Raw genomic sequence first — 23,770 nt, 5'->3', positions numbered from 1 at the left:
CCTGTCAGGTTTTCTAAACCTGATAGGTTTTTTACACAAAATGAACAAAATCCCAAAAGCTTTCCTCATTTCCGATCTCATCTGCTTTACACTGCTTTTGGCTTTCCTTTTTTCCTTGCCGTCAAAACTTTTCAAAACGCCTACCTCCTATGTTATCGAGGCCAGCAACAGGCATTTATTAAGTGCTGCAATCGCCAGCGACGGGCAGTGGCGTTTTCCGGTAGCAGATCGTGTTCCTGTAAAATTTAAGGATTGCATTATTGCTTTTGAAGATAAACGGTTTTATAGCCATTTTGGGGTAGATGTATTGGCCATGAGCAGGGCCATGCGGCAAAACCTGCGGGCAAAAAGTGTGGTAAGTGGCGGCAGTACGCTAACCATGCAGGTTATCCGGTTATCGCGTAGACAAGACCGGACCATTTGGCAAAAATTATTGGAGGTCATTTTAGCTTTCCGTTTGGAAATGAGATATTCAAAAGAAGAAATTATAGGCCTGTATGCCGCTAACGCCCCTTTCGGGAGTAATGTTGTAGGTTTAGAAGCTGCCAGCTGGCGGTATTACGGCCGCGATGCCAAAACACTTTCATGGGGTGAGATGGCCACCTTGGCCGTTCTTCCCAACAGTCCCTCATTGGTTCATCCCGGTAAAAACTCAACCAGACTTGTCAAAAAAAGAAATGATCTGCTGGATAAGCTTGCCCGGTTAAAATATATCGATCAGGCTACCGCTAATTTATCTAAATTAGAGCCAGTGCCGGGCAAACCTATGCCCCTGCCCCAAAATGCGCCGCACCTATTAAACCGCTTTAAAGCAGAACGTGTTAACCTTAACATCCCAAATACCAGAATTACTTCTACCCTGGATGAAAACATACAGCTAAAAGTTAATGCCATATTAAAACGATATAACAACCGCTATAGGGCAAACGATATCAATAATATTTCTGCCTTGGTACTTGACGCCAAAACCGGCCAGGTGGTGAGTTATGTAGGTAATATATATCAACCAGAAAATACCGAGTTACAAAGCCATGTAGACATGATTAAGGCTCCTCGGAGCCCGGGTAGTACTTTAAAACCATTGCTATATGCCAGTATGCTTAATGATGGCTTTATACTACCGCATACCATAATTCCCGATATTCCTACTCAAATAGCCGGTTATTCGCCACAAAATTACGATCTGGGTTATGATGGCGCTATTGCTGCTGATAAAGCGCTGAGCCGCTCGTTAAATATTCCGGCTGTTAAAATGTTGCAGCAGTACAAGTATGAGCGTTTTTACGATAAATTAAAAAAACTGGGAATAGGCACCTTGAACCAGCCGGCAGATCATTATGGATTGTCGCTAATTTTAGGTGGCAGCGAAGTTACCATGTGGGATCTGGCCAACACCTATATGGGCATGGTACGTACACTAAACCATTTTAACACCTATAAAGGCCTTTACAATCCCGAAGATTATAAACAGGCTACTTACTTTAGCCATCAAACTAAAGAGGAAAAAGACTATCAGCGCAACTCGTTTTTAGATCACGGCGCCATATGGGCTACCTTTAATGCCATGGAAGAAGTAATGCGCCCTGGTGATGAAGGCTTATGGGAACAGTTTTCATCTTCGCAACGGGTAGCCTGGAAAACCGGTACAAGTTTTGGTTTCCGCGATGCCTGGGCCGTAGGCTTGACTCCAAATTACGTCGTATGCGTTTGGGTAGGTAACGCAGATGGTGAAGGCCGGCCAGGATTGGTGGGCATAGAAGCAGCTGCACCAGTGCTCTTTGATATTTTTAGATTGTTGCCTAATGGTAAATGGTTCGAAACACCGGTAACCAAACTCAAAAAACTTAACATATGTAGACAAAGCGGTTACAAAGCCGGAGAATATTGCACTGATGTAATTCAAGAACTTGTTCCGGTTGCCGGAGAAAAGACAGCCGTTTGTCCTTTTCACAAATTGGTTCATTTAGATCAAACAGGTACTTTCAGGGTTACCGACAATTGTGAAAGTACCACTCAGATGCAACACAAAAGCTGGTTCATTTTACCACCGGCTATGGAATACTATTACAAAATAAAAAATAGCGGTTATAAATCCCTCCCTCCTTTTAAAGCTGGTTGTGATCTTTCAGGTGGAAACAGTGTGATGGAAGTCATTTATCCTAAAAACAATGCAATTGTTTACATCCCATTGGAACTAGATGGAACCAGAGGTAAAATCGTAATTAATGCAGCGCACAGAAATCCAGGTGCTAAAATATACTGGCACATTGATGATGAATATATAAGTACCACCACTAATTTTCATCAATTGGCCATTAGTCCGCCGCCCGGTAAACATACCTTGACATTGGTTGATGAGAATGGCGAGCGACTGGTGCAGGCTTTTACGGTATTGGATAAGGAAAAGAAGTAAACGAAATTCGTTTGCATTTATGCCAGTGTATACAAGCAGATTGAAAATAAGAGATCCGCTGTTTACTCGGGAAGTAATCCAATCAATAATTTTTTGCGCACACCTCTCGCTCTAAACAACAAATTTAATGTACTAATGATTTAGGCTTTTAGGAAATGAACGTGATTGGTTCGTGGCAGCTTGCAGTCCCGCTATCGCTTATAGTCCTCGCTGCGCTCCGGGCTATTCCGCTTTATCGGGTTTAGCAACAAAGGTTTCTGCACCCTGCAACCCTACAAATAAAATACGCTTTAGCCATTTAGCCCCGGTTGCAGCGGCACCCTGCAGCAACGAGGTACGAGGCAGCGAAGCGTATAAGCGAAAAACGGGAACAAACATGGTGTTGAGTACAGGTTTTGCGCTTCAAATAATAAATTTAATGTATTAATGATTTAGGTTCTTCAGGAAATTAATGTTAAATGGTTCCTGGCGGCCTGCAGTCCCGCTATCGCTTATAGTCCTCTCCCGACGGAATGCCGGGATCCGGGCTATTCCGCTTTATCGGGTTTAAGAACAAGGGTTTCTTCACCCTGCAGCCCTACAAATAAAATACTGCTTTAGCCATTTAGCCCCGGTTGCAGCGGTACCCTACAGCAACGAGGTACGAGGCAGCGAAGCGTATAAGCGGAAAATGGGAACAAACATGGTGTTGAGTACAGGTTTTGCGCTTCGAATAATAAATTTAATGTATTAATGATTTAGGTTCTTCAGGAAATTAATGTTAAATGGTTCTTGGCGGCTTGCAGTCCCGCTATCGCTTATAGTCCACTCCCAACGGCATGCCGGGATCCGGGCTATTCCGCTTTATCGGGTTTAAGAACAAGGGGTTCTGCACCCTGCAACCCCACAAATGAAATACTGTTTTAGCCATTTAGCCCCGGTTGCAGCGGTACCCTGCAGCAACGAGGTACGAGGCCGCGAAGCGTATAAGCGGAAAACGGGAACAAACATGGTGTTGAGTACAGGTTTTGCGCTCCGAATAATAAATTTAATGTATTAATGATTTAGGTTCTTCAGGAAATTAATGTTAAATGGTTCTTGGCGGCCTACAGTCCCGCTATCGCTTATAGTCCTCGCTGCGCTCCGGGCTATTCCGCTTTATCGGGTTTAAAAATAAGGGGTTCTGCACCCTGCAGCCCCACAAATGAAATACTGCTTTAGCCATTCAGCCCCGGTTGCAGCGGTACCCTGCAGCAACGAGGTACGAGGCAGCGAAGCGTACAAGCAGAAAACGGGAACAAACATGGTGTTGAGTACAGGTTTGCGCTTCAAATGCATAAATCATCTCTGAGATAACCAAAACAGATCCAAAAAATCGGAAAACAGCAAATGAGTTGCCTTAAAAAATACCAAATCCCTGCTTGCTACACTTCCGTTCTGGTAACTACCAACTGACGCGAAATTGTACCATACACCATTAAATACTGCGCAATCATATAAGTTGCCATAATTAATGCTCCGCTTTGTGGAATGGGCTGACTAAACTTGTTAACCGCCAAAATGCTATCAGAAAGCAAGAAAAACAATGCCGCATAAAAAATGAGCTTAAAGCTGAAAATGTTTACTTTACCATATCGATTGAAGGTCATAATGGCCATAACCGTGGCAATGATAGCATACATTAAAACGGGGAATTGCATGGGCCCCAGTTTAGGCTGCAGGTAGAAGAACAACCCTGAACAAAAGATGGCAAAAGCGCCTACAACCCATAAAAAATATGGCGTTTTGTGATTAGGGTTAGATTTATGATCAAGTGTAAATGCCCTGATGTAAAAAATATGGCAAAATACAAAGGCGATTAATCCATAGATAAAAAAACTAGGTTTATCTTTTTGAAAAATCAGCAGCACATCGCCAAGCCAGGCAAAAATCAATCCTGCAAAAATCCGCTTGTGGAAACGTCCTTTTAAATTCGAGCCGACATAAAGCCACACTAAGAGCACCACTACTATTAACGGCTTGGTAAAATTGCGCAGCAGCATATCATTGGTATATTCTGCATATAACTGAATTATGAATACGAGAAAAAATATAAAAGAAAATAACTTGGTCTTCATCAACGCCGGGATTTGCCTTTTGCAAATTTAAAAACCAAATTACGGATATTAAGTGGATCGCCATAAAAATTACTTGATAACCCAACCGGCAATTTCAAAACAGTACCTACAAAGAACCAGAAAGCGGCCTGAAATACACAAGTCTAATTTGCCATACTTTCGGTTCTAATGAAACTACACACGAAATTAACGCAGCAGGATCCAAACCTATATTCTCTTGGGCAATTTGGAAAACGGGATAGATCATTTAGTGTAATCTATACTCATATAAAATGCTTCGTCAGGCATATTTGCTTAGCGATTTTCTTCATCAGCGTAAAAATATATTACTGTAATATTTATGCTTGTTTGGCATTAGTTATTGATATTTCGCAAACGCAACCTTACCTTTGGGTGGTCAATTTAATGTCTTATTACATTTGATTGTCCATTAAATCATCCCACCTATGAAAAAATTGTCTCTCCTTCTTTCGCTAACTGCGGTAGCATTTTATGCAAAAAGCCAAACGATGATACTAGCCAAAGATGTAGCTCAATATGTCGGAAAAAACGTTTCCATCTGCGATTCGGTGTACAGCGCAAAAGCCTTAGATAAATTAACCTTAATTAATTTGGGAGGTGCCTATCCAAAAGAGCTGATCACTATAGTGATCAATAAAGAAGATGAGCGTAAATTCCCTTCAGAACCTGCAAGCATGTTTATTGGAAATAATGTTTGTGTCACCGGAGTGGTTTCAGATTTTAAAGGCAAAAAACAGATTGTAGTTACCGATCCGAAACAGATTGTCGTAAAATAATCAATCGTCAGCTTGTGGTATGGCTGCCACTTTAGCAGCCTCTATATAAAGCATAACCTGGTTAACACAAGCATTTAAATGTTCGTTAACCTCATGTTCCCAAAACCGCATTACTGTATAACCTCTGGCGTTGAGCTGCTGATTTACATTTCGGTCGCGTCGTATATTTCGTTCAATCTTCGGAATCCAAAAACGCGAATTTGTTTTTATGGAGGCTTTCCTTTCATCCCATTTGTAACCATGCCAAAAATCACCATCAACGAATATGGCCAGTCTATATTTATTAATCACGATATCTGGCTTGCCGGGAATTTTCTTCGGATGAATCCTAAACCTCACATTTCTTACCCAAAGCGCTTTCCGAAGTTTTAACTCCGGCAAACTATTTTTTGCCTTAATTTTAGACATGTTCTGGCTTCGCTGTGTGGTGGTGTAAAAACCATCACTTTCTTCAAAGCGCGGAACTTTAATATTTTCTTCTTTATATGGTTTGGGCTCCATAATTAAGTTAACCCAAAGTACAGTGAATTGTTTAAAAACGGCGGTAAATGGAATAAACGGGAACAACCTAAGCACCTCCTCTTTTAAAGGAGGTGCACTTGGGCCGAAGCGTTAATACAAAAAGTATAATTTGAGTAAATTGTCGAAAAGTGAGCTTTTTCAGTTGGCAGAAAATAATCCTGCCAACCTCATAAGCATAGATATCCTTATTATCTGACCCGAAGATTGGAAATCATTTCAACACCTCCCAACTTGTTATACAGATAGGTGTATTTCCTTGATGAATAGTCTGATTTTCTTGATGAATATTTTAAGGTTTTTATTTTATTAAGTACAGAAACCGAATTTCCACAACCCTTACTTTTAAATTATAGCATTTTAAAAGCCGTAAATTTTGCAGCTATCAGCATAAAATCCATAGTTTTGGCCCTGATCAATTTATACCTATGCCATTAAAACGAAATACGCTAATTTTTATACTTGTCCTGTTAATTGCTGCTTTTGCCTGTTTAAGCTTCTTTATTGCAAAACATCCCATACTTGATTTTGACATTAAAACCTCCTTGCTTATTCAACAGTACCATGCCGACTGGTTAGATCAATTAATGCTGGCCATCAGCTTTTTTGGCGAACTCCCCTACTCATTACTATCTGTAGTTATCGTGGCAATTGTATTTTATCAACAACAATATAAACGGGAAGGAATATTCATTTCGACTGTTTTACTATCGGGACTAATTATTCTAGGTATAAAAAATATAATCAACCGTCCACGTCCAACTGCATTTTACGTGCGACTGGTTGAAGTGAACCGATTTCAAAGTTATCCCAGCGGCCATGTACTTTCTTACACACTCTTTTTTGGGTTTTTAATCATTTTGATGAATACGCTGAAAGATGTGCCGAAGCTAACCCGGAATATCGTAACCTACATTTCAGCCTTTTTAATGATCGGCATTGCACCATCCAGAATTTACCTGGGTGCACATTGGCTTACAGATACGCTAGGTGGTTTTCTGTTAGGCTTAATCTGCCTTTTCCCGCTTTGTTACTTCTATTTTAAAAAAGGATAGCGATTAAGCTTTTGCCTGCAGTTTTTCTTTCTTCCTTACCCTGCTTAAAGTTTCAATCCGCATGCCTAAATAGCTCGCCAGAAATTTTAGCGGAACTCTGGACTTTATCGCGGGAAAACCTGCTTGGAATTGTTTATACCTGATTTCAGCCGAAGGAATTCGTGATAAAACAGACCTTTCCTGCGAAGTATGATAATGTATAGCCAATAATTTTCTGGCCAAAATATTGGTTTCAGGAAATTTAACATACAGATCGTCGATAAAACGGTAAGGAAGTATAAGCAGTTCAGAATCTTCCAATGCCTGATATTGTTCCGGGTAGGTTGGCACGAGTGTCCCGGGATTTCTAATCTTCCCGATCATTTGATTTTCAGCTGTTAACCATGCGGTAATGTCCTTTCCTTCATCTAATATAAAAGCGCGTACCAATCCCTTAAGGATAAAGAACAGACAATCTCCGTTAATGTGGTTTAACTCAGGCAAAATCTCATTCTTCCGCACCACTATTTTAAATGTCTCTTTCTTTACCCGATCAATTATTTCTTTTCTTAATGGCTGCAGCTCATTTAAATATTTGATAAAAGCATCGCCCTCATCATAGGCATCGGTCATCATATCGATCATGGTTTTATAACATGTGCAAGTTATTATTTGAACACAGGATTTCCAAAGGATAAAAACGCGCCTGACTGTTAAAAATTATATTTAGGAATATATGGTCTTATCGGTTGATTGTGACACAGCTTCAGGCATTTATATTTTGGTTATTTGTTTTGACAAAGTATCTTTTAACTTAATAATAAAAATTATAATAATTTTGCCGCTATGATGAACGATAAACCCAAAGCTTTCCTTTTTGACCTCAACGGTACCATGATTAATGATATGGCTTTCCACAACAAAGCCTGGCACGATATTCTTACACATGATTTAGGTGCCAACATCAGTTTTGACGCTGTTAAGAAACAGATGTATGGCAAAAACCAGGATTTGCTGGAACGTGTTTTTGGCGTGGGCCATTTCACCCAGGAACAAATTGATCAGATTTCCATCGAAAAAGAACGCAGGTATCAGGCCGCGTATAGAGCGCATTTGGCATTAATAACCGGTTTGGGCGATTTTTTGGAAAAAGCAAGACAATCAGGTATCCAGATGGCTATCGGTTCGGCAGCCATTCCTTTCAACATCAACTTTGTGCTCGATAACTTAAATATCCGTTCTTACTTTAAAGCAATAGTAAGTGCCGAAGATGTGGCGAACAGCAAACCAGATCCTGAAACCTTTACCAAAGGTGCTGAAATTTTGGGTGTGGCCGCTAACCGATGTATTGTTTTTGAAGATGCACCGAAAGGTGTTGAGGCGGCGCAAAATGCCGGAATGAAATGTGTTGTACTTACAACCATGCACACCAGAGCAGAGTTTTCCGCCTATCATAACATTATTGCATTTATAGAAGATTATACTGACCCCGTGTTACAGGAACTTTTCTAAAACAATACGGCCCGAATTAGTCAGGCCGCACGTTTCATCATCATTTTCATTAAATCAGTCACCAGACAGATTATTTACTGAATTTGTATATAGAGCTTGTTTTATAAATCTGGCCTGGTTTTAAAACCGTTGACGGAAAAGCAGGTTGGTTGGGTGAATCTGGAAAGTGTTGTGTTTCCATGGCAATTGCCGTTCTAAAATCATCTTTAGCACCACTTTTAAAGGTATTTTTGCTTTGCATAAAATTTCCGCTATAGAATTGCAGACCTGGCTCCTGTGTATAAATGTCCATAATGATGCCCGACTGGTCTCCTTTTACCGTAGCCGCATGAAACATGCCCATGGCTTTGGTTTTATTAAGCACATAATTGTGATCATAACCTTTACCGAAAGTTAACTGCTCGTTTTTATCATTTATGCGTGCACCAATAGTTGTTGCAGTGGTAAAATCAAACGGTGTGCCTTTAACCTTTTCTATTTTCCCGGTCGGGATCAGGGTAGAATCAACAGGTGTATATTCATCCGCATAAATCTTCACCTCATGGTTTAAAATTTCTCCACTTCCATCCCCATTTAAATTAAAAAACGCGTGATTGGTTAAATTTACCACGGTAGTTTGATCGGTTTTAGCTTCATAATCCATCTTCAATTCATTTTCGTCTGTTAAGGTATAGGTCACTTTAACATCTAAATTACCTGGAAAATTTTCTTCTCCATCTTTCGACAGATAATGCAGGACCAACCTATTGGCAACAGGTTGACTTGCATCCCAAACAACATATTGAAAGCCTTTTTTGCCGCCGTGGAGGGTATTCTGTCCGTTATTGGTAAAAAGCGAATAGCTTTTGCCCTCAAGTGTAAATTTTCCTTTGGCTATACGGTTACCGTAACGGCCAATGGTTGCACCAAAATAAGGTTCGGTTGATTTCTCGTAATCGCCAATGCTTTTAAAACCCACCACTACATCTACCAGCTTCCCATCTTTATCTGGCACTGTTAAACTAACCAGGCGACCACCGTAATTGGTAAAAACGGCCTCTGCACCGTTTTTATTTTTTAGAATGTACAAGGCAGTCTGTTTACCATCAATTTCTTTTTTAAAAGAATCGGCAACTAATTTTACAACTGCTAAAGGGGTACCTTTCAAAGTATCTGCTGAAGAAGATTTTTTGGTTCCGGATTGGCAGGAAGCTAATCCGATTGCAGCCGTTACGCACAGGCCTGCTAGTGATTTTAATTTCATAAATTGGAATACTTGGTTTAGATTTTTATTATAAATATATCGCTTAATTTTACAAATAAAACGATTTAGATGAATTAAAAAACAAATATTAGCACCATTAAAACGTAACGATACGATTTGTAGAATACCCATTACAAAATGTAGAAGAACAATCGGAAGATCAGAATTTCAATAAGGATTCTGTTCATAATGATTTTACGCCTTATAATTAAAGCGATCATCGTTTTGGATTTCGGTAAAACAAGCTCCAAATTATTTGTTTCTCTTATGATTACGTATGAAACTAAGAATATATTAACCATCAGCAGCGAAAATCCGTCAAAACTAATTATTATTGCAACAATCAAATTATAAGCATGAATCAAATTATTTCAACCGATCGCTATCACAAAATGCAATATCGCCGTTGCGGAAAGAGTGGACTAAAATTACCGCTCATATCATTAGGCTTATGGCATAATTTCGGACATGTAAACGTTTTTGAAAACAGCAAAAACCTTATCTATACTGCTTTTAATAACGGAATTACTCATTTCGATTTAGCTAATAATTATGGCCCGCCGCCTGGATCGGCTGAGGAAGTTTTCGGAAAAATACTGCACGAAAATTTTAAAGGCTATCGTGATGAAATGATTATTTCAAGTAAAGCCGGATATACCATGTGGGATGGTCCGTACGGCGACTGGGGTTCAAAAAAGTACCTGGTTTCCAGTTTAGATCAAAGCTTAAAACGAATGAAGCTGGACTATGTGGATATTTTTTACCACCACCGTCCAGATCCTGAAACACCATTAGAAGAAACGATGGGTGCTTTGAGTCTATTGGTGCAGCAGGGAAAAGCATTGTATGTGGGTATTTCGAATTATCAGGCTGAAGAAGCCGAAAATGCAATCAGGATTTTAAAAGATAACGGTACGCCTTGTTTAATCCACCAACCCAAATATTCGATGTTTGAACGTTGGGTTGAAAATGGTTTACTTGATGTTTTATCGCAAAATGGTGTGGGTTGTATTCCATTTTCGCCATTGGCGCAAGGTTTACTTACCGATAAATATTTGCACGGAATCCCATCTGACTCAAGGGTAGCTACAAGCGGCATTTTCCTGAAAGAAAGCAACATTACGCCAGATAAATTGGCCGTAATTTCCAGATTAAATGATCTGGCTCAATCGCGTGGACAAAAGCTGGCGCATATGGCTTTATCGTGGATATTGAAAGATAATCGAATCACGACGGTACTCATTGGTGCAAGTAAACCGGAACAGATTACGGATTCAATTAAAGCATTGGATAATATCGTCTTTAGCGAAGCCGAACTCAAATTAATTGACGAGATTTTAGCTTAAAAATTCGTAAACAGCCATGATGCTTCATTCTATAGCGATCGGATGGAGCATCATGGAATCTATAAGTCTTAAAACTGTTGACGTTAAAAATCATTACGCTCGCAGGCAAAAACCACATAGCGGATCAGCCAAGCTGATCTTAAACGTATTGTATTGAGATGAGCATTCAATGATTGAAATAAAGATTAACCCAATTTCATCATTTGTTCTAAAACCAAATGAGATTAAATGGGTTTAAGAAATGAATCTATTACATTTCTTAATTTATGGCAAGAGCCAATAATTCTATTTATAGTGCCTTAGCAGCCAATTTATTAATCGCCGTAACCAAATTTATAGCTGGAGCGTTTACCAACAGCTCTTCAATGATTGCAGAAGGCATTCACTCAACGGTTGATACCAGTAACCAGCTTTTATTGCTTTATGGGCTAAAAAGAAGTGTAAAACCGCCAGATAAATCCCGCCCGTTTGGTTATGGGAAAGAGCTGTATTTCTGGTCGTTCATTGTATCCATTATGATTTTTGGTTTAGGCGGTGTCGTTTCAATTTCGCAAGGCATTGCACACATCCGCCGTCCGGAGGTTTTGGGCAATCCAACATGGAATTACGTGGTATTGGGTTTATCCTTTATTTTCGAAGGCACCTCACTAATCATTGCGATAAAAGAATTTAATAAAACGCGTAAAGGTTTACCCTGGTGGAAAGCGATCATTAAAAGTAAAGATCCATCTGGCTTTTTAGTGCTATTTGAGGATGGTGCCGCAGTTTTAGGATTGGTAATTGTTTTTATTTTCATGGTACTTAGCCATAATTTAAATTTACCATTTTTAGATGGACTGGCTTCGGTTTTAGTGGGCACACTTCTAATTTTTGTATCGTTTATACTCGCGAGAGAGAGCCGCAGTCTACTCATGGGCGAAGGTTTAACATCAGAAACGCAGCAGAAAATTAAAAAAATGGTTGAAAATGATCCGGATGTAATTACCGTAACCAGTGTTTTATCACAATATCAATCTCCAAAGGAAGTATTACTGGTACTCATTCTTACTTTCCATGCAGAATTAAACACCACCGATTTAACCAATGCTATCGACAGGTTGAGAGCTAAAATTAAAGCAGAATTAAATGTGGTTAAGTTTGTGATTATCCAGCCGCAGTCTGCTGATGTAACAGAAAATGATTTCAGTACTGATATTCATCTCGAATAACACAGTTAAATTGGCTAAGCAAATGAACTGGTGATTTTTAGCAGGCCAGGGAGAGATCTTTTAAGTATCTCCCCCCTCTTTATTCAGCACTGCTTTATAATTGATGCTAAATCACCTGCAAAACAATTTTTCCTCTCGTATGCCCTTGTTCACTTTCCATTTGCGCCTGTTTTGCACTCGTAAAAGGCAAAACTTTATCAATAATGGGCTTAACTTTTCCTGAATCTATCAAACCGGCTATTTCAGTCAGTTGTGCAGGAATGGACTGCGCCATAAAACCAATCAGGCGAACTTTTTTAACCTTGGCTTCGGCCACAAATTCCGGCATTAAAGTCGTAATTACGCGTCCGCCTTCTTTTAATATATTTAATGATTTGAGCTGGGTTTCTTTTCCAACTGTATCCAAAACAAGATCCACATCTTTTACCACAGACTCAAAATCTTCCATTTTATAATCTATCACCTCATCAACGCCCAAACGCTTCAAAAAGTCGGTATTGGTATCTGATGCAGTACCGATGACATAAGCACCTTTCCATTTTGCAAATTGTACAGCATACGTACCTACGCCACCAGCTGCAGCATGGATCAATACTTTTTGTCCGGATTTCAGCAAACCATGATCGAATAAACCCTGCCATGCGGTTAAGCCTGCCAAAGGCACGGCAGCTGCTTCGGTATGTCCTATACTCGTCGGTTTCAAACTGATGATATTGGCTTTTACTACGATGTATTCGGCATAGGCCCCATTTTTGGTTGGATCAGGTCTGCCATATACTTCATCACCTTTTTTAAAGGCACTTACTTTTTCTCCAACTTCCTCCACGGTACCGGAAACGTCCCAGCCCAATGTTAAAGGTAATTTTGCGGGAAATTTATCTTTACGTTGTCCTTCCCTGATTTTCCAATCAACCGGATTAACGCTGGTTGAATGCACTTTGATCAATACTTCGTCGGGAGCTGGTTGGGGGATTGGAATTTCGTCAATTGATAACACTTCCGGACCGCCATACTCATGGATTCTAACTGCTTTCATATAGGATATTATTATTACTTGATATATACTGTTTTAATATTCACGAACTCATGGATACCAAACATGCTTAACTCGCGGCCGTAGCCAGACTGATTGATACCACCGAAAGGCAAAGCAACATCTGATTTTACGCCCTGGTTTACAAAACAGGAGCCTGCCGCCAGTTTATTACGCGCAATATCTTCTGCCAGTGCGTTGTTTTTAGTAAAAACAGCCGCCCCTAGTCCAAAAATGGTATCATTAGCAATATAGATGGCGTCATCGGCATCTTTTGCTGTAATGATGGCAGCTACCGGACCAAACAGCTCCTCATCATATGCCAGTACGCCTTTTTTTACCTGGGTTAAAATAGTGGGTTGATAATAGGCATGGTGACCTGCAATAGACGGAATCTCGCCTCCCAGGATACATTTTGCCCCTTGTTCTATGCTTTTTAATACTTGTTGATGCAGCTCATCGCGAAGTTCGGCCCTGGCCATTGGCCCAAGATCTGTTTCAGCCAATAGTGGATCGCCCGTTCTTTTGCTTTCCATTTCGGCTTTAAAAAGTTGCGTAAATTTTTCTGCTACTGATGCTTGTACAATGAAGCGTTTAGCGGCAATACAGCTTTGTCCGTTGTTGATCAACCTTGCTTCGGCACATATTTTTGCTGCCTCTTCCAAATCTGCATCTTCCAAAATAATATACGGATCGCTACCTCCAAGTTCCAGAACTGTTTTTTTAATCAGTTTGCCTGCCTGTTCCGCTACTTTTTTGCCTGCTTCGGTACTACCCGTTAATGTTACCGCCTTGATATATTGATTTTCAATTACTTTCGGAATGGCCTTACTGCTGCAGATCAGCGTTTTAAAAACGTGCTCCGGAAATCCTGCATCTTCAATTATCCTTTCTATTTCTAGCGCGCAGCCGGTAACACCCGATGAGTGTTTCAATACACCCGCATTGCCGGCCATTAAGGCGGGAGCAAGAAAGCGAAATACCTGCCAGAATGGGAAATTCCAGGGCATAATAGCCAGTACCACACCGATAGGTTGAAAGCTCACATAACTTTTGGACGCATCTGTTTCGATGAGCTGATCTGCTAAAAATCCGGCTCCATTTTTAGCATAATATTCGCAAACGGCGGCACATTTAAGTATTTCGGACACACCGGCCTTTAATGGTTTGCCCATTTCTAAGGCCATCAGTTCGGCCAACTCATCCTTGCGCCCGGTTAAAAGTTTTGAAACCTGCAACAGTAATCCGGAACGGGTTTCGAAATCAGTTTCCTTATAATTTAACCATGCCTGATGCGCCTGATCTATCTTCTGACCGATGGAATGATCAGTATCTTCCCGGTATTTTTTTATGATTTCCCCATTTATAGGGTTTATAGACGAAATGCTCATTTAATGATAACAAATGAGCATTTTAATTGTGTTGTTTATTTTAGATTAGTGGATTAAGAAGCAAGTGGAATACGGAAATGAAAGGTAGAACCTTTGCCATATTCACTTTCTGCCCAGATTTTAGCTTTATGCGAATTAATAATCTCAGCGCTCAGGTACAACCCTATCCCAAATCCCGAAATCGTTCTGGTCTGCTGGCTTGAAACACGATAAAACCGGTCAAAAAGTTTTTCCAGATCATGGGCCTGAATACCAATACCAAAGTCAGTTACCGATACATGAACATCATTGTCGCTGATCACCGATTTAACTAAAACCGTGCTGTTTAAATCTGAATATTTTACGGCATTGCTGATCAGATTTGAAATAACAGAACCAATTTTATCTTTATCGGCGTAAATTAATTTAGATGCCCCTGCTTCAAAATCGATTTGATTACCAGGATAAATTAACCTTAAGTCTTCTACCACATCCAAGGCTACCTTATCCAGGTCAAAATGCGATAAATTCAATTGGATTTCTCCCGATTCCAAACGCGATACATTTAAAAAAGAACTGATCAGGGTACTCATTTTGCGAATCTGCTTCTGAACCTTCGCCAATGTGTTTGTCACAAAAACATCTGCCAGGTTTTTACTCTGCATCAGTTGTACGTAAGCACTGATGGATGTTAAAGGTGTTTTCAGTTCATGGCTTACCATGCTGATAAAATCATTTTTTTGTTGTTCTTCCTTTATACTGATTAAAATCTGTTCCTGATCGAGTGCTTCACGCTGTAGTTCAGTTTCTTTAATGGCGTTTTCGGCTTTTACCATGTCGGTAACATCACTTGCCGTATGAAGAATACAATATGGAATTCCAGACTCATCCTTTATTGCCCGGTATTCGTAGCTATAATAGGCAGTTTGAAGCCTCCCATCCCTCATCGTTTCAGCCGGTATTGCACTACCTTGATCGGTAACTCCTGTTAACATTACATTTTTGAGCATATGGATAAAAGGCTGCCCCTTTAATTCGGGCACGGCATGTTCCAGTGGTTTACCGATAATCGAACGGTCTTTGCCCCAAAAATCAATCATGGCATCATTAGCCATTTCAATTACAATATCCGCTGATGTGTAGATGGCTGTTGCATCTTTTGATAAAGAAAGAACCTCTAAAAGCTGATCATTGCTTAAAACTTTTGAATATCTTTCCATTTTATACTTTAAATTAAAACCGGCTACGACAATATGTTGAATAAACAATTGAACTAGTTATGATACAAGCCTAACTTCACAAATGTTTGGCTATTCTTCCAAATTGTTGATTTTAATAATTTTTCATTGCTTTTAATTGATATAAATGAATTCACTATTTCAATTAAGCTTATTTAGAATAAATAAAAATAATTTGATTTTGAACCGCAAAATTGTTTTCTTTGCGCCAAATAAGAATCAATCTAAATAAAATGAATAAAAATTTTACGTTTCTTTTAAATTTTATTGTCCTTTTTCTGTTTTTGACAGGAAATATCATGGCACAAGATAAAACAGGGTCAATTGCAGGTGTTATCAAAACCAGTGATGGCATCCCGGCAGGTTACATCAATGTTGGTTTAAAAAACACGGGTAAAACCACCCAAACTGACGAAAAAGGTAATTTCACAATCAAGAATGTTCCGTCTGGAACATACATCATCAAGATATCTTCGGTGGGCATTTCTGCGCAGGAAAAGTCAGTTGTGGTAACTACCGGTCAAACCGTAAATGCCGATTTTACCATAGCAGAATCATCTTCACAATTAGATGAAGTAGCGGTTAATGGTTATAAAACTCCCAATAGAAAACCGGTTAATTTAGGTAAAATCGCCATTGCGCCTATTGACCTTCCACAGGCTGTTCAAATTATTGGAAATCAGGTTATTACAGATCAGCAGGCAAATACCCTTGGTGATGTAATGAAAAATGTAAATGGCGTGGCTTTAGGTGCCAATCGCGGGGCCGTTGGCGAAAACTTCTATGCCAGGGGTTATAGCCTGGGCAGCAATAACATTTTTAAAAATGGTGCAAGAACAACTATCGGCGGCAGCCCGGAGGCGAGTACATTGGAATCAGTAGAAGTGTTAAAAGGTAGTGCTGCTTTACTTTATGGTGGTGTAACCGGTGGAGCCGTTGTAAATATGGTGACTAAAAAGCCTAAATTTGAAACTGGTGGTGAGGTAAGTATGCGGACAGGTAGTTATGATCAATACAAGCCAATGATTGATTTTTATGGTCCGATATCCAAGAAACTAGCCTTTAGGGCAATCAGCACTTATGAAAATGCAGGAAGTTTTCGGGATAATGTAAAATCAAAACGTTTTTATGTTAATCCATCAATGTTATATCAGATAAGTGAGCAAACGGAAGTTTTGATCCAGGGTGATTATTTGAAAAGTGATTTCACGCCCGATTTTGGTGTGGGATCGGTGAATAACCAGATTGTAGATTTTGGACGAAGTGCATTCATCAACACACCATGGGCTTACAATAAAACAAATACGGCTACTGCACAGGCCAATATCACCCATAAATTTAACAGCAACTGGAAGTTAAATGCCATTGGTTCCTTCCAATCTTACAATCGTAATTATTATGGATCTGACCGCATCCAAGCCAATACATCGGGTATTGCAGCGAGAAATCTTTCGAGAGCACTTAGTAAAGAATTTACTTATAACCAGCAAATTAATGTTAACGGGAGTTTCCATACGGGAAAGATTAAACATACCGTTTTATTTGGTGCAGATGCCGATCAATCCAGAGTAACCAGTAATGCCTTCGCTTATGGTAAAGATGCGAAGGATGCCAATATCACAACCTTAAATTATGGCAATGTAAATGTATTTGATCCGGCCACCTATTATGGTTCAGGGGTAATGCCTGAAGCTTTTGCCATAACCAGCACACTTGCACCGATATACAGATATGGTGCTTTTGTTCAGGACTTGATCGAAGTAACTGAGCAATTTAAGGTTTTGGCAGGCCTACGTTATACAGACCAGAAAAATGCCAGTTCAAGGGCCTTGAATTTAGAAACCGGAATAACTACACCGGGCGCAACAAAGTTTGATGATGCTTTTTCTCCTAAATTAGGATTAATATACCAGCCTCTTAAAACTACATCGCTGTACATCAGCTATGCGGGCAACTTTATTACCAATACCGGTACCGACATTTATCTTGAGGCGCTTCCGCCATCACTGGTAGATCAATATGAGGCCGGTATAAAAAATGATCTATTCGGAGGTAGGTTATCGGCCAATTTAACTTATTACAAAATCAGGAACAACAACACGGCGCAAACCGCTATGTATGATCAAAATGGTAACCTTAACTCCAATACCAACCTCAAACAATTAAACGGAACTACCGTAAGTGACGGTCTTGAAATCGATTTAACGGGCGCCATTTTAACCGGTTTAAATTTCACGGCAGGATTTAGCTACAACTTTATGCGCTTTACCAACACGCCTGATGTTACCGGTATGATTGAAAATGTTCGCCTGGTGGGTACAACTAAAAACACGGCGAACGCCACCTTATTCTATACTTTCCAGGATGGAGCAATAAAAGGTTTAAAATTGGGTGCCTCTGCATTTTATACCGGCAAACGCAACGGCGGCTGGAACGATGCTAAAAATGCGACAACACTAAGGCTAATCCCGTTAAGCGCCTTTACCACATTCGATCTTTCTGCGGGGTACAGCTGGAAAAAGTTCTCGCTGCTTGCAAAAGTTTCTAACCTTACCAATGCACTGAATTATTTTGTGCACGAAAACTATAGTGTAAATCCCATTGCTCCGCGCCAATTTGCCACTACCTTATCTTATAAATTTTAACGAAAAAGGGTTAAAGAAAGTCTAATCCAGATCCATCACTTCAAGCTCAGCGCAGGTGAGCTTGAAGTGATATTAAATGTTTTTAATAACACAACAGGAATATCAATAGGTTGACGTTGAAAGCATTCAACTTATTTTCTACAATAATCATCCTCGGCACAAACGATCAATGGTTCTCTTTGCGCTCCCGCACAGCAGACACGAAGCATCCAGCAAAAACTGATCACGTAATGCCAATAAAAATTAAAGGATAATTAATATCGTGCCCGTTTTAGATAGTTTGAAATAATAGTGGTATTCACCATAGCGCTCTACTTTTTCAATTTCGCACACTTTGCCGGATTTGCCGTATTCATCTGATAAAAAATCTCCAATTCTAATGCTGTCCAGCTGGTTGATATCAAGTGATGCTCTTTTAATGAATTTTCCCTTATGTTCCATAATGATTGCGTATTTGCATACTTACGCAATCACAACCAATTTGGTTTTTTATACGGTAAAGTAAACGTAAATCGAAACTCCATCAAATTTATATTGATTTTACACTTTTTGATTCTGTGCTTAAAGACACCGGATTTGACGATCGTAATCGCTTTGAAAAGAGCGATCTAGAGTCCGCTTACTCCGCCACTAACCACCAGTTTCATGGCATCAGCTGCTGTCATTTTTAAATCAGTAACTTTATCACGCTGCACAATACACAGCTGACCAGCAAAGGAATAAGAGAGCGGAAAATAAACCGCCACTTCATTGGGTAAATCCAGTTTATGCAAATCGTTTTGTGTTAAAAAACCAATTTTTTTTAAACCGCCTTCTACCTCAACCAATACCGGGTGGTTAAATTTCTTCTCGTCGCCTACAAAGGCTTCGGTTAAATCTTTTATGGAAGAGTAGATGAAATTAAACAGCGGCAGGCGTTTCATCATCCGCTGAAACCAGTTGTACATGGGCTCGGTAACCAAATTGGTTACAAAAATGCCGGCCAGCAAAATAATTGTCAAAACGGTAAGCAAACCCAGGCCCGGAATATTCCTGCTTTCGCCGGTAAGTGGATTTACACCAAGCACATTTTTTACATTTAACCAGCTATCAACTGTGGTAACCGCCCAAACAACAATAAAAATACTCACCGCAATGGGTACCACAATTAATAAACCTTTAATCAGATAGTTTAATATGGCTTTCCCAACTCTATTCATGGCGTAAAATTAGTGTTTTTTTAGTTCATTTGTTCACTAGTCATTAGTTCATTGATGCAGGTATAAATTTGCGAACTATTATTAAACTATTACTTAGCATAGTGAACAGAGATTAATGTGTAAATCTCCATTAGGCAATCTGCCGTACTCACGACCAGGGAACATCCGGACCGATTGTCGATTTGCCATACTAATGACTGACGAACAACTAAACCAATGCGTTATTCATAGAAATATACACGTTTAACCCGCTGTGAAATATTGGTCAGGATTTCGTAAGGAATGGTACCGATATCTTTAGCCAGTTGCATAATGGTATGCTCCTTATTGAAAACGATCGCTTCATCTCCGGGTTTCACCTCGATGCCCGTCACATCCAGCATGGTCATGTCCATACAAATTGAGCCAATTGTAGGCACTAAATGGCCGTTGATGAGCATTTTGCCAACGCCATTACCAAAATACCTGGTGTAGCCATCTGCGTAACCAATTTTTACGGTTGCTATTTTTCCGCCGTTTGGCATAACTCCCCTCCTTCCATAACCTACAGTTTCGCCCGGCGCCAACTGCTTCACCTGGGTAACGGTTGTTTTAAGCACCATTACCGTTTGCAAACCTCGGTTATTGATTACCGCAGAATCAAAACCATACAAACCTATACCCAAACGTACCATATCCATTTGCGCATCAGGCCAGCGTGAGATGCCAGAAGTATTCGAGATATGTAATAATGGCTTATAACCTAAAACATTAACCAATTGAGTCGCTACGATTTTAAATACATCAATCTGGTGCCGGGTAAATCCATCATGTTCTGCAGCATCGCTAGCCACCAGGTGAGAGAAAATACTCTGTACTTTTAGCCTGGCCGAATCTTTTAGCAGGACGGCTACGGCATCTATTTCAGCCTGATCGAAACCCAGGCGGTGCATGCCACTATCTATTTTAAGGTGGATGGGATAATCAAAATCGTAATCAGATAAGGCATTCAAAAAACTATTCAGGATCTCTACGCTATAAATTTCAGGCTCCAGCCGGTGTTTGATAATGGCTTCAAAGGCAGATTCTTCCGGGCTCATCACCATAATAGGCAAAGTAATTCCGGCTTTACGCAAAGCAATGCCCTCATCGGCATAAGCTACCGCCAAATAATCTACTTTGTGGAACTGCAATAAATTGGCAATTTCAAAACTTCCGCTACCATAAGAAAAGGCCTTAACCATTGCCATTATTTTAACGCCAGGCTTAATTTTAGACCGGTAAAACTGCAGGTTTCCCACCATGGCATTCAGATCGATCTCTAAAACGGTATCGTGTATTTTTTGGGTAAGTAATTTACTGATGCGCCCAAAATCAAAGCGCCTGGCCCCTTTTACCAGTATCGTTTCGTGGTTAAAATGTAAACCCGGAAAAGCTTCAACAAAAGCACTGGTATCCTCGAAAAACTGCGTTTCGAACGTAAACAGATTGGCATAACGGGCTATGTTCGCACCGATGCCGATTAAACGGTTTATCTTTTTTTGCGATAGCAACCCGGCTATTTCGGTATACAAATCAAGATCATCTCGTCCGGTTTCGAATAATTCGGAAAGGATAACGGTTTTCTTAGGATGCTGGTTTTGCTGGTTTAAAAAATCGAGTGCGATGGCTAAAGAAGAAATATCAGCACTATACGAATCGTCAATAACGGAACATTGGTTGATGCCGTTTTTTAATTCCAGACGCATGCTTACGGGGCTCAGTTTCTCCAACCGCAGATCAGCCTGCTCCGGGCTATAACCCAAAGCCAATAATGTTGCCCAGCAGATCATGCCATTTTCTATCGAAGCCTTATCTTTAAAGGGAAGAATACATTCAATCTCCCTGTTTTGATAAATGGCCCTTAAATAACATCTTCCCTCAATAGGTTCAACCGTAGTGATCTGCAGATCTGCCGCCTGTTTACTGCTCCAGCTAAACTGTTTTTTACCAGGCAGGTTTTTTATACCTATTTCACTAACATATTCCGGTGCGTAAATCAATAGTCCGGATGTTGAAAAGAGTTTCAGTTTTTCGGTAAGTTTTTCTTTTTTAGAACTGAATCCTTCGGCATGGGCCTCACCGATATTGGTTAAAATTCCAATTTCAGGACGGATTATTTCAGCTAAATGTTCCATCTCATTCACCGCAGAAATACCGGCCTCAAATATACCGAGGGTATGCTCAGCCTCAATCTGCCATACAGAAAGTGGTACTCCGATCTGCGAATTATAACTTTTAGGGCTCTTAACAATATTAAAGTCGGCTGCTAAAAGCTGATATAACCATTCTTTAACGATGGTTTTCCCGTTACTGCCCGTAATACCGATTGTTTTTAAATCAAATTGATTCCGGTGATATGCGCTTAATTTTTGTAGCGCCGCCAAGGCATCGTTTACCAGTAAAAAATTACCATCCGGATATTCATGAATATATTTTGCTTCAGTAACTACAAAATTCCTGATTCCCTTTGTATAAGCATCTTTAATAAATTCGTGTCCGTTACGGTGTGAAGAAAGCGCAAAAAACATCGAACTTTCTGGCAGCAAAACCGAACGACTGTCAATAACCAGGTAATGGATAATAAGCTCTCCATCAAACAATTTGGTATTGGCATTTAAAATTTCAGCTATTTTGGAAACCGTATATATGGGATTTTGCATGTTATTATATTCAGAAAAATAAGGTAATCGCTTTTATTTTTACGAATTTCAGTAATTAATTATGAAAAGCAGTAAAGAAGAAGCAGTAATATTAGATAAAAAGCAAGCTTTGGCCAAAGCCGAAAGTTTTTGTGTTTACCAGGAGCGCTCGCAAAAAGAGGTGCGCTATAAACTGGTTGAATGGGGCATGCGCGGCGATGAACTGGAAGAAATTATTACCGACCTGATCATCAACAATTTTTTAAATGAAGAAAGGTTTGCCAAACATTATGCATCGGGCAAATTTAACATCAAACATTGGGGCCGGATTAAAATAAAGCAGGGTTTGAAATTGAAAGGTGTTCCCGATAAAATTTTACAAAAAGCAATTTACAGTATCGATGAAGATGATTATTTACAGACGATAGAAAAATTAGCAGTAAAAAAAGTACAAAGTTTGGGTGAAAGTGATCCGTTTAAGCGGAAAAATAAGCTGATGAGCTACCTTCAGGCAAAAGGATTTGAAACTGATTTAATTTTACTTGTACTGAAAGCCAGCAATTTAAATTAAATATTAAATTTTTAATAAAAAATCCCTTGACAGATATATAAATCTGCCTATATTTGCATCACCAAAACGAAACAACAACATCAGTTTTGTAAATGCGAAAGTAGCTCAGTTGGTAGAGCACGACCTTGCCAAGGTCGGGGTCGCGAGTTCGAATCTCGTCTTTCGCTCCAAAATGCCTTCCTACCAGAAGGCATTTATTTTAAAGTTAACCAAGCCGATGGAGATCGGCAGCGGCTAATGCTCGGGTGGTGGAACTGGTAGACACGCAGGACTTAAAATCCTGTGCTTTCAAAGGCGTGCGGGTTCGATTCCCGCCCCGAGTACATCAAAAAAAATCGAATAAAAACCTTTCAGAAATGAGAGGTTTTTTATTTTTAATCACTTTTGTAGTTGAATCCTAACGCTCAGCTAACGCGCATTACCGGAAATGCTATTGAGTTTCTGTATTGCTTTCTAAACCGCACATATAAAATTGTGGTGATACACGGATAAAGCAGTGCAAAGATCCATAGTTTGGTCATCACATTTTTGCTATAATGATAACCATCCATTGATAAACTGGCAATAAACATCCCGATCAGCAAAACCGGCGCACCTGAAAAGCTAAGCCATAAAAAAAAGGAACTATTCCTGATTTCCCGAATGAAATTTAAAAGAACCGTGAAAGAACAAATGACCGCTGCAGCCAGGTACAACAACGAAAAACCGATGTTTAAAACGATATCTGCAAAATAAAGAATAGCAGCCTCCAGGCCGTTACCCGAAGCTGATGAATTCATAATGGTGATGATGTAGGCTACATATAAAACAAAGCCTGCCAGTAAATCGATGATCCAATATTTTAAAATAAGTTTGGTCATTACTTCTGTAAATCAGTTTAAATTCA

Annotated in this window: 20 protein-coding genes and 2 tRNA genes; 10 read left to right on the top strand and 12 right to left on the bottom strand. The window is 39.8% G+C overall.

Features of this window, described 5'->3' with window-relative positions; translation table 11 throughout:
• The first annotated feature begins 40 nt into the window (after nucleotides 1-40).
• A complete protein-coding gene (gene pbpC, locus DV942_RS22420) occupies nucleotides 41-2,413 on the top strand; it encodes a penicillin-binding protein 1C (protein ID WP_145861220.1) in 2,373 nt (790 codons plus the stop codon).
• Between the two features lie 222 nt (nucleotides 2,414-2,635).
• On the opposite strand, the gene DV942_RS23595 is transcribed toward pbpC, so the two are convergent.
• Nucleotides 2,636-2,791 carry a hypothetical protein gene (locus tag DV942_RS23595; protein WP_159435184.1) on the bottom strand — a complete coding sequence of 52 codons (156 nt, stop codon included), beginning with the start codon at nucleotides 2,789-2,791 and terminating at the stop codon, nucleotides 2,636-2,638.
• Between the two features lie 1,025 nt (nucleotides 2,792-3,816).
• Entirely contained in the window at nucleotides 3,817-4,509 is a 693-nt protein-coding gene (locus DV942_RS22415) for a lysoplasmalogenase (RefSeq protein WP_145861219.1), read from the bottom strand.
• 446 nt (nucleotides 4,510-4,955) lie between these two features.
• Between DV942_RS22415 and DV942_RS22410 the strand changes: the two genes are divergently transcribed.
• On the top strand, nucleotides 4,956-5,306 hold the full coding sequence (locus DV942_RS22410; RefSeq protein ID WP_090980053.1) for a hypothetical protein: 351 nt from the start codon (nucleotides 4,956-4,958) through the stop codon (nucleotides 5,304-5,306).
• Here the strand turns inward: DV942_RS22410 and DV942_RS22405 are convergent, their stop codons facing one another.
• On the bottom strand, nucleotides 5,307-5,807 hold the full coding sequence (locus DV942_RS22405) for a very short patch repair endonuclease (protein WP_145861217.1): 501 nt from the start codon (nucleotides 5,805-5,807) through the stop codon (nucleotides 5,307-5,309).
• Nucleotides 5,808-6,253: 446 nt separating this feature from the next.
• Between DV942_RS22405 and DV942_RS22400 the strand changes: the two genes are divergently transcribed.
• Entirely contained in the window at nucleotides 6,254-6,880 is a 627-nt protein-coding gene (locus DV942_RS22400; RefSeq protein ID WP_090980057.1) for a phosphatase PAP2 family protein, read from the top strand.
• A gap of 3 nt (nucleotides 6,881-6,883) precedes the next feature.
• Here DV942_RS22400 and DV942_RS22395 read toward each other — a convergent pair whose 3' ends face one another.
• On the bottom strand, nucleotides 6,884-7,504 hold the full coding sequence (locus tag DV942_RS22395) for a Crp/Fnr family transcriptional regulator (protein WP_090980059.1): 621 nt from the start codon (nucleotides 7,502-7,504) through the stop codon (nucleotides 6,884-6,886).
• A gap of 204 nt (nucleotides 7,505-7,708) precedes the next feature.
• Between DV942_RS22395 and DV942_RS22390 the strand changes: the two genes are divergently transcribed.
• Entirely contained in the window at nucleotides 7,709-8,371 is a 663-nt protein-coding gene (locus DV942_RS22390) for an HAD family hydrolase (RefSeq protein WP_145861921.1), read from the top strand.
• 70 nt (nucleotides 8,372-8,441) lie between these two features.
• Here DV942_RS22390 and DV942_RS22385 read toward each other — a convergent pair whose 3' ends face one another.
• Nucleotides 8,442-9,614 carry an aldose epimerase family protein gene (locus tag DV942_RS22385; protein WP_145861215.1) on the bottom strand — a complete coding sequence of 391 codons (1,173 nt, stop codon included), beginning with the start codon at nucleotides 9,612-9,614 and terminating at the stop codon, nucleotides 8,442-8,444.
• A 356-nt stretch (nucleotides 9,615-9,970) separates the two neighbouring features.
• Between DV942_RS22385 and mgrA the strand changes: the two genes are divergently transcribed.
• Both mgrA and DV942_RS22375 read left to right on the top strand, forming a co-directional pair.
• A complete protein-coding gene (gene mgrA / locus DV942_RS22380) occupies nucleotides 9,971-10,960 on the top strand; it encodes an L-glyceraldehyde 3-phosphate reductase (protein ID WP_145861213.1) in 990 nt (329 codons plus the stop codon).
• Between the two features lie 266 nt (nucleotides 10,961-11,226).
• Nucleotides 11,227-12,168 carry a cation diffusion facilitator family transporter gene (locus DV942_RS22375; RefSeq protein WP_090980069.1) on the top strand — a complete coding sequence of 314 codons (942 nt, stop codon included), beginning with the start codon at nucleotides 11,227-11,229 and terminating at the stop codon, nucleotides 12,166-12,168.
• A 106-nt stretch (nucleotides 12,169-12,274) separates the two neighbouring features.
• Here DV942_RS22375 and DV942_RS22370 read toward each other — a convergent pair whose 3' ends face one another.
• From DV942_RS22370 to DV942_RS22360, 3 genes are read right to left on the bottom strand one after another with little or no spacing between them, the layout of a single operon-like run.
• Complete coding sequence (locus tag DV942_RS22370; protein ID WP_145861210.1) at nucleotides 12,275-13,204, bottom strand: NADP-dependent oxidoreductase; 930 nt, start codon at nucleotides 13,202-13,204, stop codon at nucleotides 12,275-12,277.
• A 14-nt stretch (nucleotides 13,205-13,218) separates the two neighbouring features.
• Nucleotides 13,219-14,592, bottom strand: a complete 1,374-nt coding sequence (locus DV942_RS22365; protein WP_145861208.1) for an NAD-dependent succinate-semialdehyde dehydrogenase — start codon at nucleotides 14,590-14,592, stop codon at nucleotides 13,219-13,221.
• Between the two features lie 53 nt (nucleotides 14,593-14,645).
• Complete coding sequence (locus DV942_RS22360) at nucleotides 14,646-15,791, bottom strand: PAS domain-containing sensor histidine kinase (protein WP_134203487.1); 1,146 nt, start codon at nucleotides 15,789-15,791, stop codon at nucleotides 14,646-14,648.
• Between the two features lie 317 nt (nucleotides 15,792-16,108).
• Between DV942_RS22360 and DV942_RS22355 the strand changes: the two genes are divergently transcribed.
• Nucleotides 16,109-18,454, top strand: coding sequence for a TonB-dependent receptor (locus DV942_RS22355; RefSeq protein WP_244950777.1), 2,346 nt, complete (start codon nucleotides 16,109-16,111; stop codon nucleotides 18,452-18,454).
• 243 nt (nucleotides 18,455-18,697) lie between these two features.
• Here the strand turns inward: DV942_RS22355 and DV942_RS22350 are convergent, their stop codons facing one another.
• The 3 genes from DV942_RS22350 to DV942_RS22340 all read right to left on the bottom strand — a co-directional run bounded on the left by DV942_RS22350 (nucleotide 18,698) and on the right by DV942_RS22340 (nucleotide 22,334).
• The gene (locus DV942_RS22350) at nucleotides 18,698-18,895 is read right to left on the bottom strand and encodes a hypothetical protein (RefSeq protein WP_090980079.1); all 198 of its coding nucleotides are present in this window, start codon (nucleotides 18,893-18,895) and stop codon (nucleotides 18,698-18,700) included.
• Between the two features lie 167 nt (nucleotides 18,896-19,062).
• Nucleotides 19,063-19,653, bottom strand: a complete 591-nt coding sequence (locus DV942_RS22345; RefSeq protein ID WP_090980081.1) for a DUF502 domain-containing protein — start codon at nucleotides 19,651-19,653, stop codon at nucleotides 19,063-19,065.
• Between the two features lie 221 nt (nucleotides 19,654-19,874).
• Nucleotides 19,875-22,334: a bifunctional UDP-N-acetylmuramoyl-tripeptide:D-alanyl-D-alanine ligase/alanine racemase gene (locus tag DV942_RS22340; RefSeq protein WP_145861203.1), complete on the bottom strand. Its 2,460-nt coding sequence runs from the start codon at nucleotides 22,332-22,334 to the stop codon at nucleotides 19,875-19,877.
• A 61-nt stretch (nucleotides 22,335-22,395) separates the two neighbouring features.
• Here DV942_RS22340 and DV942_RS22335 point away from each other — a divergent pair, with 61 nt between their 5' ends.
• The 3 genes from DV942_RS22335 to DV942_RS22325 all read left to right on the top strand — a co-directional run bounded on the left by DV942_RS22335 (nucleotide 22,396) and on the right by DV942_RS22325 (nucleotide 23,207).
• Nucleotides 22,396-22,884 carry a regulatory protein RecX gene (locus DV942_RS22335; RefSeq protein WP_145861201.1) on the top strand — a complete coding sequence of 163 codons (489 nt, stop codon included), beginning with the start codon at nucleotides 22,396-22,398 and terminating at the stop codon, nucleotides 22,882-22,884.
• A gap of 94 nt (nucleotides 22,885-22,978) precedes the next feature.
• A tRNA-Gly gene (locus tag DV942_RS22330) sits at nucleotides 22,979-23,054 on the top strand.
• Nucleotides 23,055-23,123: 69 nt separating this feature from the next.
• Nucleotides 23,124-23,207 (top strand) — tRNA-Leu (locus DV942_RS22325).
• 81 nt (nucleotides 23,208-23,288) lie between these two features.
• On the opposite strand, the gene DV942_RS22320 is transcribed toward DV942_RS22325, so the two are convergent.
• Nucleotides 23,289-23,744, bottom strand: coding sequence for a hypothetical protein (locus DV942_RS22320; protein ID WP_145861199.1), 456 nt, complete (start codon nucleotides 23,742-23,744; stop codon nucleotides 23,289-23,291).
• Between the last annotated feature and the right edge of the window lie 26 nt (nucleotides 23,745-23,770).

It is taken from the genome of Pedobacter suwonensis, assembly GCF_007833675.1.
Lineage (GTDB): Bacteria > Bacteroidota > Bacteroidia > Sphingobacteriales > Sphingobacteriaceae > Pedobacter > Pedobacter suwonensis.
Note: the sequence above shows the minus strand (reverse complement) of the source record. Positions and strands in the feature narration are given on the sequence as shown.

Excerpts from the sequence above, each read along its gene's own strand:
- DV942_RS22320 (WP_145861199.1), bottom strand. The coding sequence starts at position 23,744 with ATGACCAAACTTATTTTAAAATATTGGATCATCGATTTACTGGCAGGC.
- DV942_RS22370 (WP_145861210.1), bottom strand. The coding sequence starts at position 13,204 with ATGAAAGCAGTTAGAATCCATGAGTATGGCGGTCCGGAAGTGTTATCA.
- DV942_RS22415 (WP_145861219.1), bottom strand. The coding sequence starts at position 4,509 with ATGAAGACCAAGTTATTTTCTTTTATATTTTTTCTCGTATTCATAATT.
- DV942_RS22405 (WP_145861217.1), bottom strand. The coding sequence starts at position 5,807 with ATGGAGCCCAAACCATATAAAGAAGAAAATATTAAAGTTCCGCGCTTT.
- DV942_RS22395 (WP_090980059.1), bottom strand. The coding sequence starts at position 7,504 with ATGATCGATATGATGACCGATGCCTATGATGAGGGCGATGCTTTTATC.
- DV942_RS22410 (WP_090980053.1), top strand. The coding sequence starts at position 4,956 with ATGAAAAAATTGTCTCTCCTTCTTTCGCTAACTGCGGTAGCATTTTAT.
- DV942_RS22355 (WP_244950777.1), top strand. The coding sequence starts at position 16,109 with ATGGCACAAGATAAAACAGGGTCAATTGCAGGTGTTATCAAAACCAGT.
- DV942_RS22375 (WP_090980069.1), top strand. The coding sequence starts at position 11,227 with ATGGCAAGAGCCAATAATTCTATTTATAGTGCCTTAGCAGCCAATTTA.
- mgrA (WP_145861213.1), top strand. The coding sequence starts at position 9,971 with ATGAATCAAATTATTTCAACCGATCGCTATCACAAAATGCAATATCGC.
- DV942_RS22340 (WP_145861203.1), bottom strand. The coding sequence starts at position 22,334 with ATGCAAAATCCCATATATACGGTTTCCAAAATAGCTGAAATTTTAAAT.
- DV942_RS22365 (WP_145861208.1), bottom strand. The coding sequence starts at position 14,592 with ATGAGCATTTCGTCTATAAACCCTATAAATGGGGAAATCATAAAAAAA.
- DV942_RS22390 (WP_145861921.1), top strand. The coding sequence starts at position 7,709 with ATGAACGATAAACCCAAAGCTTTCCTTTTTGACCTCAACGGTACCATG.
- DV942_RS22400 (WP_090980057.1), top strand. The coding sequence starts at position 6,254 with ATGCCATTAAAACGAAATACGCTAATTTTTATACTTGTCCTGTTAATT.
- DV942_RS23595 (WP_159435184.1), bottom strand. The coding sequence starts at position 2,791 with ATGTTTGTTCCCGTTTTTCGCTTATACGCTTCGCTGCCTCGTACCTCG.
- DV942_RS22360 (WP_134203487.1), bottom strand. The coding sequence starts at position 15,791 with ATGGAAAGATATTCAAAAGTTTTAAGCAATGATCAGCTTTTAGAGGTT.
- DV942_RS22350 (WP_090980079.1), bottom strand. The coding sequence starts at position 18,895 with ATGGAACATAAGGGAAAATTCATTAAAAGAGCATCACTTGATATCAAC.
- DV942_RS22335 (WP_145861201.1), top strand. The coding sequence starts at position 22,396 with ATGAAAAGCAGTAAAGAAGAAGCAGTAATATTAGATAAAAAGCAAGCT.
- pbpC (WP_145861220.1), top strand. The coding sequence starts at position 41 with ATGAACAAAATCCCAAAAGCTTTCCTCATTTCCGATCTCATCTGCTTT.
- DV942_RS22385 (WP_145861215.1), bottom strand. The coding sequence starts at position 9,614 with ATGAAATTAAAATCACTAGCAGGCCTGTGCGTAACGGCTGCAATCGGA.
- DV942_RS22345 (WP_090980081.1), bottom strand. The coding sequence starts at position 19,653 with ATGAATAGAGTTGGGAAAGCCATATTAAACTATCTGATTAAAGGTTTA.